Below are 11,060 nucleotides of genomic sequence, written 5' to 3' on the forward strand. Positions count from 1 at the left end.
GCAGGTGGCGGAACAGGCGATAATCCCAGGCTCCCACCGACACACAGACTTCCGATGCTAGATCCGGCCCTGCTTCGCCAACATCCCGCCGACCTTGCCGAGCGCCTGCGCAGCACGCGCGGTTTCTCCCTGGACACCGCGGAACTGGAGTCGCTGGAGAGCGAGCGCAAGCGTATCCAGGTGCGCACGCAGGAGTTGCAGAGTCTGCGTAATTCCAAATCCAAGGCGATCGGGCAGGCCAAGGCCAAGGGCGAAGATGTTGCCGCGCTGATGGCGCAGGTGGCCGGTTTCGGCGACGAGCTCAAGGCGTCGGAAGAGGCCCTGGACAGCATTCGCGGCAAGCTGGAGATCATCGCGCTGGGCCTGCCCAACCTGCCGGCCGACGATGTCCCGCACGGCAAGGACGAGGCCGACAACGTGGAGCAGTCGCGCTGGGGCACCCCGCGCACCTTCGACTTTGCGGTCAAGGACCATGTGGAACTCGGCGCACCGCACGGCTGGCTGGATGGCGAAACCGCCGCCAAGCTCTCGGGCGCACGCTTCACCGTGTTGCGCGGGCCGATCGCGCGCCTGCACCGCGCGCTGGCGCAATTCATGCTCGACCTGCACGTCGGCGCGCACGGCTACGAAGAAACCAATGTGCCGCTGCTGGTCAACGCCGATTCGATGCGCGGCACCGGGCAGTTGCCCAAGTTCGAAGAGGATCTGTTCCAGACCGAGGTGGGCGAATCGCGGCGTTATCTGATCCCTACCTCCGAAGTGCCGCTGACCAATATCGTGCGCGACGAGATCATCGATGCCGAGCGCCTGCCGCTGCGCATGACTGCGCATTCGATGTGCTTTCGCGCGGAAGCCGGCAGCGGTGGCCGCGATACCCGCGGCATGATTCGCCAGCACCAGTTCGAGAAGGTGGAGCTGGTCACCGCCTGCGCGCCGGAAGACAGCGATGCCGAACACCAGCGCATGACGCGCTGCGCCGAAGTGGTGCTGGAACAGCTCGGCCTGCCGTATCGCAAGGTGTTGCTGTGCACCGGCGACATGGGGTTTTCCGCGATCAAGACCTACGACCTGGAAGTCTGGCTGCCGTCGCAGAATACCTATCGCGAAATTTCCTCGTGCTCCAACTGCGGCGATTTCCAGGCCCGGCGCATGCAGGCGCGCTGGCGCAACCCGGCCAGCGGCAAGCCGGAACTGCTGCATACCCTCAACGGCTCGGGCACGGCGGTGGGCCGCGCGATGATCGCGGTGATGGAGAACTACCAGAACGCCGATGGCTCGATCGATGTGCCGCAGGTGCTGCGTCCCTACATGGGCGGGCTGGAAAAAATCGGTTGACGCCACTCGCATCAGGGCTGGTGCGTCACGCACCGGCTCCGTTGCGCGGCAACGGGTCTGCGTGGCGGCGATGCCGTTACGCATGGCCGATCCGCAGCCCGGTTGGTACTGGCTGCTGCGCAGCAGGCGGCAGCTCGCCACCACCAGCAGCATCCAGAACGGCAGACAAACAGGGGCCTGCAAAGGCCCCCGTTTGTCTGCTTTGCGATGCACGCGCGCGCGATCAGAGGTGTTGGTGCAAGCGCCAACCAGGATCTCTCGTGCCCGCAGCGGGATGCGTAGATACGCTGGCAGCGGAGGCGCGGACACAAGCCATGCACATCCCGCATTACGCGATGTGCTGCGACGAATGCTGTAAAACTGCGCGCTCAAGAGCGGCTAACACCGCCTGTCGAGCAATCGTCAGACGAATGCGGACGGTGCGTCCAGCACCGGAATCTGCGCGTAGTTCATGCCGATTCCGAACACTGGCCACGCCCGCTTGGCGGTTGCGCAGTCGTCTTGCTACCCACTCTACGCCGTCACTTCTTCCGGCTGCTGTAGCGATGCCAGGGCCTGGGCAAGCGCATCGCTGCGATGCTGCGGCGAACAGGCAACGCCTTTCGCACGCACAACGCTCACCTCGTCGATGCCCAGAAAGCCGAACACCTGCCGCAGGTACGGTTCCTGGAAATCGTTGCTCGTCTCGGGGTAGATGCCACCACGCGCGCTGGCGATGATGATGCGCTTGCCGCCGGCCAAGTCCTCCGGCCCCGTGGCGGTATAGCGGAACGTGCGCCCGGCCACCGCGATCCGGTCGATCCACGCCTTCAGCGTGGAGGGAATGCTGAAGTTGTACATCGGCGCACCGATCACGATGACGTCGGCATCCGGAAACTGCTGCATCACCTGCTCGGCGGCGGCCGCCTCGTCCGCAGGGGCCTGCCCCAGCGACTGGCCGGGTGAGATGGGGGATCGGGTCCTGGTCCAGGTCGCGGTAGTTCACCTGCAGGTCCGGGTGAAGCAGGCGCTGCTGCGCCACCACGGCAGCACTGAGTTCGCGGCTGATGGATTTGGCACCCAGGGCCTGGAATCGAGATGGAGCAGCGTGATGGCAAGGACCGGACGGCATGCGGCAGCCCCGTGGAGGGATGCAGCCTAGGTCGTTGCTCTGTTGGGATAAAGTTGATTAAATATCACTTATCGTTCTATCCATGGATGCCTGCGCCATGCACGACCTGAATGACCTGTACTACTTCGCGATGGTGGTGGACCACGGCGGCTTCGCCGCAGCCGAGCGCGCGCTCGGCATCCCCAAATCGCGCCTGAGCCGGCGCATCAGCCAGCTCGAAACCGACCTGGGCGTGCGCCTGCTGCAGCGCTCCACGCGCCGTTTCGCGGTCACCGATGTGGGCACCAGCGTGCACCGCCATGCCCAGACCATGCTCGCCGAGGCCCAGGCCGCGCGCGAAGTGGTGGATCGTCTCAGTGCCGAGCCGCGCGGTCTTGTACGTGTGAGCGTTCCTGTCTCGCTCGCGCAGATCCAGTTGCCCAAGCTGCTGCCGGAATTCCTGGCCAGGTACCCCAAGGTGCGGCTGCAGCTCAACATCAGCAACCGCCGCGTGGACGTCATCAACGAAGGCTACGACATCGCCCTGCGGGTACGGTCGCGCCTGGACGACGACGGCAGCCTGGTGATGCGCAGCTTCGGCCAGGTGCAGGAACTGCTGGTGGCCAGCCCCAAGTACCTGGACCGCGCCGGCCGCCCGAAAGACCCGAGCGAACTGGCCAACCACACCACCATGAGCACCAGCGAAGACGAAGCCCATCAGCGCTGGGAACTGCACGGCCCCAACGGCGAAATGCGCCGCGTGGACCTGCAGCCGCGCCTGGCCGGATTCGATTTCCCGCTGCTGCAATCGATGGCGCGCGATGGCTTCGGCATCACCATGTTGCCGGAAACCGTCTGCGCCGAAGCGGTGCGCAGCGGCGAACTGGAAGTGGTGCTGCCGCACTGGTCGCTGCCGCAAGGCATCTGCCATGCCGTGTTCGCCTCGCGTCGCGGCCTGCTGCCGGCCGTGCGGGTGTTCATCGACTTCCTGGCCGAACACCTGCCGCAGGAGATCGAACGCTCGCGCCTGGACTGCGGCGGCAACTGCGCCGAACTGGCGGAAAAGCTCAAGCGTGCCGCCGGCACTGCGCCGCGCCTGGCGGTGGCCGAGGCAGGCTGAGCAGTCGTTGTCCAAGCCGGCTGAGGGCTGTGTTTGGCTGCTGCGCTGGCTGCCCGGTTGTTTGGCAGCCAGCGAGCTGCTCGGCAGTCAGTTCGCTTCAGACGTTCGGCAGGCATGCATCCATGCTTCAGGTGCATCCCGTCGATCACCAGGTGTCGCGGCCGGTCACGAGTAGCGCCGCACTACGCTGCACCAGCCACATGCGAGTGGTGCCACCAAGCAAAACGCGCCCGGGCATGCGAGAATGCGCGCCCGGGAGCACTCCTGGGAGTGGTGGCTGCACAAGATGCCCGTGCGGCGACCATCAGGCATCACCTGCGCAACGCGGGTCGCTAGCGTGACAACCGATGCCTTCGGCGGTCATGCGCAGCAGCATCGGAGAGATGGCCGAGCGGTTTAAGGCACCGGTCTTGAAAACCGGCGAAGGGTCAAACCTTCCGTGGGTTCGAATCCCACTCTCTCCGCCAGTCACTTCTAAGTCATTGATTTTTAATATAAAAATCTGACTTGGTTGGATTGGAAGGCAGGAAGCATGCGGAGGAAACACTCTCATGCGCATCCCTCATCACCTGAGCCGTTCTCCGACCGGTCGTTGGTCGTTTGTCCAACGTGTTCCCGTCGATTTGCAAACCGTGATGGGCTGCCGGCTTATCAAACGCACCTTGCAAACGAAGGACTTGGCGCAAGCGCATGTGCGTGCAGTGGTGCTTGGGGCGGGCTATGCTCGGCTCTTCGCACAGTTGAAGGATCAACGCGTGGCCACGCTTAGCAAATCGGACGCTGACCTGCTTATTGCTCGACTGACGAGCGCCGAGAACCTCCAGGAACTGACGCTCAACCGCACCCGCCGCCCGGATGGGACGGTGACCGAGCAGTGGCAGATCGACAGTCCAAAAGACCTGAAGTTGTATCGGCAGTTGATGGAGCTGGAAGCCAGGGGTGCGGCGACCGCCCAACCGCGTCTCCCAGTGGCCGCTTACGCCACATTCGGAGCGTCGCATCCGGTGACCCCGGTTCGCCATGGCTCCGCGCCGGCCATCGAAACGATGACGCTGGGCAAGGCCCGGGACGCATTTCTGGCGACTCTCAAGGGCTCAACGTTGCCCACGACCTACACCATTAAAAAGACCGCCATTGAGGCTCTGGTGAGCTTCCTCGGCGAGAAGGCCAAGGTCCATGCCATAACCAGGTCCGATCTGGCTCGTTGGTATCAAGACATGCGTGACAAGGGCGCTTCGACCCCGACCCTCACGAACAAGCAGTCGTATATCGGTGGGCGGGGAGGCTTTTTTGAGTGGGCCATGGCGTCGGGCCACTACCCGAAGGGCGACAATCCTGCCTCCGGCCATGTCAGTTATTCCCAGCGTGAGAAGCGGGCCCGCAAGAAGCTGGGGTTCAAAGCCTATGACAGGGCGCAGATCCATGCCCTGTTTGCGCCTGAGGCGCTCGCCAAGCTGTCAGAGTCGGCTTGCTGGGCCTCGCTGCTTGGCCTCTACACCGGGGCTCGGGCGTCAGAGGTCGGCCAGTTGCTGATCCGAGACGTGTTCGAAGAGGACGGCATCCCGTGCATCCGCATCTCAGACGAAGGCGAGCACCAGAAGGTAAAAACCGAAGTGAGCCTTAGGACGGTGCCCCTCCATCCTGAGCTGCTCAAGATGGGCTTTATGAAATGGGTGGACGATAAGCGCAAGGCCGGTGAAACGAGGTTGTTCCCAGCGGCCAAAGCCACCGCCGTGAACGGGCAGGGCAACTGGATCACCAAGGCCTTCAGTCGACACTTGGCGGAGGTGGGGAAGGGCTGGGAGCCAGCGAAGCGCGGATTCCATTCGCTCCGGAAGACCTTTATCCAGGAGCTCCAGGGGGCTGGCGTGGTGTCTGAACTCCGGGCCCAGATCGTTGGCCACGAACTCGGGGACGAGCATCACTCAACCTATTGTAGAGATTTTAAAGTATCAGAGAAGTATTACGGCTTGGGTATTCACTCTTCGGGCATAGAAGCGCTGAGGTTTTTTGAAGTGTGAAGAGATTTTCTGAGGCGACCAAGTGAGTAAATTACTTTAGCTTCAGTATCAAATATGAATATCGTTAATTGCTTTATGCAATAGTCATTTGTCACCACCGCAATCTTATGCGGCCAACTGAAAATAAAGCATGAGTGTGACTCAAAAAATTTATGTTTCATTTCAGGGGGGCGGCGCTAAAGGCGTGGCTCATGTTGGCGGGCTTAGAGCTCTGGAGGAGTGGATCTCTGCGGTCTCTAAGAGTGGTGGTATTCCTCATGAGATATCCGCCGTTGCGGGGACGTCGGCGGGCGCTATCATCGCTGCGTTGGTGGCTACGGGATATCGCGCTGATGATATTTTTGGGTGCGAGATTGACAAAGTATCGAAAGAAAGAACTGGTAGTCACCTCTTAGATGTGGTTTGTGAAGGGCGATACAAAACCGCGACCGCTCTGTTCACCGAGGATGGCTGGTCCAAGATAAAAAAGGCAAAAGAGCTTCTGGATTTTCTGAAAAATAACTCGGCGTGGGTAAGATTTATATCGATAAAGTTGTATATTGATATTTTGGCTTCACTCGTTGCATGCCTATCTCTTGGGTTTGCTTTTTCTGCTTGGGTTTCTGTCCTTCTTCTCGTCATTCCGGCTGTTGTTGCCGTGGGTTTGGTGCGAAAAATTCGAAGTCTCCAAAAGGGATTGGCATCTTTGACCGTTGTTAGGGAGGTCATAAATGACGCAATTTTTAGTGCCGTCAAGGATAATTTTCAAGATGAAGGGCGCTGGGTAACATTTGCGGATATTAAAAGGTGTGGTTGTAAGACTCTGAAAATTGTCTCAACAAATGTTTCTACAAGAGATGTTGAGGTTTTTTCGTATTGGACTACCCCTAATGTTATCGTGGCGGATGCAGTGTGCGCTTCTATCTGTCTCCCTGTCATTTTCGCTCCTTACGAGATTGATATCGAAGGGCGCGGGATTCAGCGCTTTGTTGACGGCGGGGTTCTTTCCAACCTTCCATTATGGCCTTTCGATGAGGACAGGGCCTTATCTCCAGAGGCATGGACTGTCGGATTTTCCCTCGTGCGAAGATCGAAGAAGGGCTCAACGAGCGCTGGAACGTGGTTGTCGGGCATGATTGAGGCGATTCTGTCCGGCCCTTCGAGTATTCACAAGAGAGGCATCCCTGGGCTCATGATGATCCCAGTTCCAACTGGGCTTGACTTGCTAGACTTCGATTTACCTATTTCTGAATATGTGGATGAGGTCGAACAAGCCAAGCAGGCTTGTGCTGCAGAGCTAATGGCATCAGTGTCAGAGAGTTTGGTTATTGACCTAATGACATCTCTGCGTTTGGGTATTGTGGAAAATCTGAACGAAAGAAATGATAAGGCTCGGTTCGTCGAAGATCATGATCTGCTCTTCACGATTGCCCTGCGAAGACCTGAACATCCCTCATTGCTCTGGCCGCGATTTACGCTTGGTTTTTTTGGCGAGGAACTTGTGGATCGATTGAATCCTTTTGAGCGCCACGCTATTTTAGCCGGAGATCCACCTGCTTACCCCTCTTTTGAGGACGGGTCGTCCGGTGAACAGGGGTGGTTGGCTCTCGGAAGTAAGTGGTTGGTTGCGCTAGAGTTGGAACTACCATCGACAATTTCACCTTCACCAGGCTCTGGCTGTCCAGTGTTGCTCATTGAGTCGCAGACCTTGACGCTTGACCAGGTTGGATGTAGTATGGTAGCCAATGACTTGAGTGACCAAGATAAAGTGGCTGACTTGGTCAAAGTGCTAGAGGAGCTGGTCGGACGGTTTCCTCAACTTGACGATATGTTGCAAGCCGCTATGAGGACGCAGCTATGGAAGTGAAAAAGCCTGGTCGAAACTTATTTGTCCGTGAAGCCGGCTCATTGAAGCCAGCTGCACTGCGGCGTTCCGTTAAGTTTGATGGCCCAACGCTGAAGCAGAAATCCATCAAGAAGGCTATTTCGGTGTGGCTCTCTGGTAAAGATTCGGGCGGCGACACGATCGAAAATGATAGCGCGGCTCCGGTATCGCGTTCTCTCAAGCTGGAGTAAGAGTTATTTTAGGCTCCATGGACTCATGAGTGAAAGAATGCCCCCAGCGCGGGGGCATTCTTGTTACATGGCCTCTGGATTTTTAGGCTTGGGTCAGCTGCGCATACATTACGAACAGGAAAATCGGCAGCCCGCTCAGCACGGCGAAGGCCCCGGCAGCGCCCATTAGGGTCAGCAGTGTCATGACCCACCACTGCCACCAGGCGAAACCTTTGTCCCGCGCTTGGGCCACGCGGGCCTCTGCCGGGTAGAGGCGAGCCACCTTCCGGTTTCCGCGTTGGGCCATGACTGGCCCAGCGACGAACCCAAAAGGTCCCAGGAGAAGCAATGCTCCCGAATACCACCAAAAGAACCGGTCCCGTGGTGTCATGAGCTTGCGCCGGGCGTGCAACGGCGGGTCAAGCAGAGGAGGCGCGCTCATTTAGCGTAGGCCCTCCAGGTGCCGTCGCTCTTGGCGTAGCGCAGGTTCTTGCTCACGGGAATCGGCACCTGCCGGCCCTCGATGTTGAGCACGGCCTGGCCGCGCGTGTCGCACCGATAGCCATCGGCGCCTTCCGCTTCCATGCATCCAGTCAGTTCGAAGTTTTGGACGTCGGTCACTTGGCCGGCGCCGCTGTCCTTCAGCAGCCGCACGAAGGCCTCCTTGGCGTTGGCAGATGAGGGCTTGCCGCCGCAGGCGGTCAGGCCCAGGGCCATGGTCAATGCGGTCAAGCCAATCCATGCGTTTTTCATGTCGTTCCTTTGCTCAGTGAGTAGGAATGGGAGTGGGTGCTTACTTGTCGCGGTTTCCGTCAGCCTGGAACCCGGCTATCCACATGCGGCTGTCTTTGAACGGGGTCAGCATTCCGGAGGGGCCGGGGTGCAGGTCAGCTGTCTGGATGAAGCCGGCCACCCACGCCACGCGCAGCGACACGTCCACGGCGCGGTCAGCAACCCCTGGCCGGCTTACGTTGACGACAAAGGGCTGGGCCGGAGGGTTGGGCCCCGTTGACCGCTGTGCGCCTGTGTTGGGCTTGCTGGAAGGCACGCGGACGCCATTGAGGGTATCCCTGCCTTTCCACAGAGCGGAGGTGTTGAGCTCCGCGGTCTCGCCCAAGTCATCGGTCTCGGTCAGCGGGGCATCGAAGCAAGTGCGGAAGGTCTCAACGCTCGACGCGGTCGGACTGGTCCAGATGCGAGCTTCGACCGTCCAGCAGGGCAGCGAGGCGCCCCAGTCGGTAAAGGTCAGCGCCACCCGGGGCCAGTCCAACTTCCCGAGCTGGGCCTGCTGGTGGTTGTCGCCCTTGAAGAGGTTCGGCAGCTTCCCGGCGCCATTGATAGGGGTGTAGATCGAGCCTGTCCCCTGGCTGCCGGCCTTGGTGCCAGCGTTCGGCTTGATGCCCACCATCTGCTTGCCCGAGTCGGCCAGGCTTTTTCCGAGCTGGCGGAAGAAGCCGGGCTTCTGTTCTTGGGTGTCCTGGGCGTAGGCGGTGAAAGTCGAAACAAGCGTCAACGCCAGGAGCGCAGCTAACGCTCCCTGTCCTGTGTGCTTCATGCGAAAAGCCCCTGTAGACCGCCGGTTTGGCAGCATTTACGATAATCGCAGATGAGTAGCCCGCTTCCAAGCGGCACACTGAGGGAATTCAGCTTTCGTGCAATCTTCTCGATGCCCAAACCCAAGACACCGGCCACGGTCTATGGCACGCGTCTGCGCCATGCGCGGATGGTCATGGGCTGGACACAAGCCGAGTTGGCGGAGCGCATTGGGATGGTGGACTCGGTGTCCGGAGCCACGCGGGTGAGCCGTTACGAGACGGGGCAACATGACCCGGATCCTGCGACGGCTGAGGCACTAGCGAAGGCGTTGAATCTTCCGGTCGCTTATTTCCACGCCACGTCCGACGTGCTGGCTGACATCATCTTGATCGTGTCTCGGTTGCCTGTCGCCAAGCAGAAAGAGGCGCTGGAGCGCCTGCGTGAGATGGCGGGGTCGGTCGAGCGGTAGATGGGATTCCGGAAATCTCATCTGCTGATACGAATGGATGCCAAGATCTGATTGGTAGCGTCGCCTAGGAATGGGATCGCGAAGTCCAATTTAGACACAAGCCTTATCAAGCTAAGGAGTGGATAATGTCTGTCGATCAGCGGCGCCGTGTTGTGGAGGGGCACCAGAAGGTAATCGTCCGGCTTCAAACCGAGAAGTCACGCCAAGAAGCAAAGGCAGTCACCGAGCGTAAGAGGGCCCTTGATGCCTCAGCCGTTGCGGGCCGCATCAAGTCGGCATCGTCGCAGCAATCCAAGCTGCGTGAGGCGCAGCGTTATGAGGCAAATGCGGTTTCCATCCAAAAGAAAATTGCGGATCTTGAGACTAAGCTTGCCAGTGAGTATGTTCGGCTGGGGGAAGCGAGTCGCCAGCTAGTCGCGGCTCAGTCCCAGGAAGACAAAAAACGGATTGATCAGCAAAAGCGCGAGCATGCTTCTCAGGTTGCAGAGCTTAGCCGGGTCCAGGGGCGCCTGAGCCGGCACGATCAGCTCCATCGGAAAACTGCCGCTACGTTGCAGCGGCTTCAGGAGCTACCCGAGCAGTTGACGGTCTTGTTTCTTGCATCTAACCCGTTGGACCAAGCCCAGCTTCGGCTGGACGATGAAGCCAGATCCATCCATGAAATGGTGCGGAAGTCCGAGCACCGTGATGTTGTGAGGTTGGAGTCTAGGTGGGCGGTCCAGCCGTTGGACGTGCTTCAGGCCATCAACGAATGCAAGCCGGGCGTTGTGCACTTCAGCGGTCATGGGTCAGAAGACGACATCTTGTTCCAAGACAGCATTGGCCGGACCAAGCTGGTCAGTAAGGAAGCCATCGTCCAGACAATGATGGCGGCGTCTGGCGACCTCCAGCTTGTGTTCTTCAACACATGCTTTTCCCACGGACAGGCTGAGGCGATCGTGGAACACGTGCCATGTGCCATCGGAATGAATGCTTCCATCGGTGACACAGCTGCCCGCGTGTTTGCTGCTCAATTTTATTCCGCGATAGGATTCGGGCATTCCGTTGCAAAAGCGTTCCAACAGGCGAGGGCTGCTCTGCTGTTGGAAGGGATTCCGGAAGACCAGACGCCAGAGCTATTCACCGCTGAAGGTGTAGATGCCTCAACCCTGTTCCTCGTTCAGATCCCTGGTTGATCGACTTAACGACTGCGAAAGACGCCTCACATATTCCGCCGTCGGGCTTGCTCAACTAGCAGGTGAGTCGAGATATAGCCGGATTGCCTCGTAGGTCTTGATGGGTAAATGATTCTCGCGGCATGGGATAAGATGAGGGCCGTCGCCTTCGCGGCAATGGTGAAGAAGGGGTGTCATTACTGTTCCTGATTAGCCCTGACCATCAGCCGCCTGTCGCAGGATCTGCGCCGCGCTGGGTGGATGCTGCTGTCACCTGAAGCCAACGAGGTGGCGTGATGAG

10 protein-coding genes, 1 tRNA gene and 1 pseudogene are annotated in these 11,060 nt (G+C 59.5%); 8 read left to right on the top strand and 4 right to left on the bottom strand.

From position 1 onward, the window contains the following. Nucleotides 1-54 precede the first annotated feature (54 nt). Complete coding sequence (serS, locus tag XCSCFBP4642_RS0108920; RefSeq protein WP_029219480.1) at nucleotides 55-1,335, top strand: serine--tRNA ligase; 1,281 nt, start codon at nucleotides 55-57, stop codon at nucleotides 1,333-1,335. A 513-nt stretch (nucleotides 1,336-1,848) separates the two neighbouring features. On the opposite strand, the pseudogene XCSCFBP4642_RS24425 reads toward serS, so the two are convergent. Then, nucleotides 1,849-2,427, bottom strand: a pseudogene (locus XCSCFBP4642_RS24425) (FMN-dependent NADH-azoreductase). Nucleotides 2,428-2,528: 101 nt separating this feature from the next. Here XCSCFBP4642_RS24425 and XCSCFBP4642_RS0108930 point away from each other — a divergent pair. The 5 genes from XCSCFBP4642_RS0108930 (at nucleotide 2,529) to XCSCFBP4642_RS28385 (ending at nucleotide 7,621) form a co-directional block, all read left to right on the top strand. After that, nucleotides 2,529-3,545: a LysR family transcriptional regulator gene (locus XCSCFBP4642_RS0108930; protein ID WP_029219481.1), complete on the top strand. Its 1,017-nt coding sequence runs from the start codon at nucleotides 2,529-2,531 to the stop codon at nucleotides 3,543-3,545. Between the two features lie 377 nt (nucleotides 3,546-3,922). Beyond that, nucleotides 3,923-4,012: transfer RNA gene (locus XCSCFBP4642_RS0108935), tRNA-Ser, on the top strand. 84 nt (nucleotides 4,013-4,096) lie between these two features. Beyond that, on the top strand, nucleotides 4,097-5,566 hold the full coding sequence (locus XCSCFBP4642_RS0108940) for a site-specific integrase (protein ID WP_029219482.1): 1,470 nt from the start codon (nucleotides 4,097-4,099) through the stop codon (nucleotides 5,564-5,566). A gap of 130 nt (nucleotides 5,567-5,696) precedes the next feature. After that, nucleotides 5,697-7,412 carry a patatin-like phospholipase family protein gene (locus XCSCFBP4642_RS26735; protein ID WP_084624450.1) on the top strand — a complete coding sequence of 572 codons (1,716 nt, stop codon included), beginning with the start codon at nucleotides 5,697-5,699 and terminating at the stop codon, nucleotides 7,410-7,412. Continuing rightward, on the top strand, nucleotides 7,403-7,621 hold the full coding sequence (locus XCSCFBP4642_RS28385; RefSeq protein WP_152527236.1) for a hypothetical protein: 219 nt from the start codon (nucleotides 7,403-7,405) through the stop codon (nucleotides 7,619-7,621). The genes XCSCFBP4642_RS26735 and XCSCFBP4642_RS28385 overlap by 10 nt, the downstream gene beginning before the upstream one ends. An 82-nt stretch (nucleotides 7,622-7,703) precedes the next feature. Here the strand turns inward: XCSCFBP4642_RS28385 and XCSCFBP4642_RS0108955 are convergent, their stop codons facing one another. From XCSCFBP4642_RS0108955 to XCSCFBP4642_RS0108965, 3 genes are read right to left on the bottom strand one after another with little or no spacing between them, the layout of a single operon-like run. Next, a complete protein-coding gene (locus tag XCSCFBP4642_RS0108955; protein ID WP_029219484.1) occupies nucleotides 7,704-8,042 on the bottom strand; it encodes a hypothetical protein in 339 nt (112 codons plus the stop codon). Next, on the bottom strand, nucleotides 8,039-8,353 hold the full coding sequence (locus tag XCSCFBP4642_RS0108960) for a hypothetical protein (protein ID WP_029219485.1): 315 nt from the start codon (nucleotides 8,351-8,353) through the stop codon (nucleotides 8,039-8,041). Before XCSCFBP4642_RS0108960 ends, XCSCFBP4642_RS0108955 begins: the two co-directional genes overlap by 4 nt. Nucleotides 8,354-8,393: 40 nt before the next feature. Continuing rightward, nucleotides 8,394-9,155 (bottom strand): hypothetical protein, encoded by a 762-nt coding sequence (locus tag XCSCFBP4642_RS0108965; protein WP_029219486.1) that lies wholly within the window; start codon nucleotides 9,153-9,155, stop codon nucleotides 8,394-8,396. A gap of 51 nt (nucleotides 9,156-9,206) precedes the next feature. Between XCSCFBP4642_RS0108965 and XCSCFBP4642_RS0108970 the strand changes: the two genes are divergently transcribed. After that, nucleotides 9,207-9,605 carry a helix-turn-helix domain-containing protein gene (locus XCSCFBP4642_RS0108970; RefSeq protein ID WP_235048284.1) on the top strand — a complete coding sequence of 133 codons (399 nt, stop codon included), beginning with the start codon at nucleotides 9,207-9,209 and terminating at the stop codon, nucleotides 9,603-9,605. A gap of 125 nt (nucleotides 9,606-9,730) precedes the next feature. Then, nucleotides 9,731-10,780 carry a CHAT domain-containing protein gene (locus XCSCFBP4642_RS0108975; RefSeq protein ID WP_029219488.1) on the top strand — a complete coding sequence of 350 codons (1,050 nt, stop codon included), beginning with the start codon at nucleotides 9,731-9,733 and terminating at the stop codon, nucleotides 10,778-10,780. Nucleotides 10,781-11,060: the final 280 nt, after the last annotated feature.

The sequence above is a fragment of the Xanthomonas cassavae CFBP 4642 genome (assembly GCF_000454545.1).
GTDB classification, from domain to species: domain Bacteria; phylum Pseudomonadota; class Gammaproteobacteria; order Xanthomonadales; family Xanthomonadaceae; genus Xanthomonas; species Xanthomonas cassavae.

Coding starts and splice junctions, on each gene's coding strand:
- serS (WP_029219480.1), top strand. CDS start 55: ATGCTAGATCCGGCCCTGCTTCGCCAACATCCCGCCGACCTTGCCGAG.
- XCSCFBP4642_RS0108930 (WP_029219481.1), top strand. CDS start 2,529: ATGGATGCCTGCGCCATGCACGACCTGAATGACCTGTACTACTTCGCG.
- XCSCFBP4642_RS0108940 (WP_029219482.1), top strand. CDS start 4,097: ATGCGCATCCCTCATCACCTGAGCCGTTCTCCGACCGGTCGTTGGTCG.
- XCSCFBP4642_RS26735 (WP_084624450.1), top strand. CDS start 5,697: ATGAGTGTGACTCAAAAAATTTATGTTTCATTTCAGGGGGGCGGCGCT.
- XCSCFBP4642_RS28385 (WP_152527236.1), top strand. CDS start 7,403: ATGGAAGTGAAAAAGCCTGGTCGAAACTTATTTGTCCGTGAAGCCGGC.
- XCSCFBP4642_RS0108955 (WP_029219484.1), bottom strand. CDS start 8,042: ATGAGCGCGCCTCCTCTGCTTGACCCGCCGTTGCACGCCCGGCGCAAG.
- XCSCFBP4642_RS0108960 (WP_029219485.1), bottom strand. CDS start 8,353: ATGAAAAACGCATGGATTGGCTTGACCGCATTGACCATGGCCCTGGGC.
- XCSCFBP4642_RS0108965 (WP_029219486.1), bottom strand. CDS start 9,155: ATGAAGCACACAGGACAGGGAGCGTTAGCTGCGCTCCTGGCGTTGACG.
- XCSCFBP4642_RS0108970 (WP_235048284.1), top strand. CDS start 9,207: ATGAGTAGCCCGCTTCCAAGCGGCACACTGAGGGAATTCAGCTTTCGT.
- XCSCFBP4642_RS0108975 (WP_029219488.1), top strand. CDS start 9,731: ATGTCTGTCGATCAGCGGCGCCGTGTTGTGGAGGGGCACCAGAAGGTA.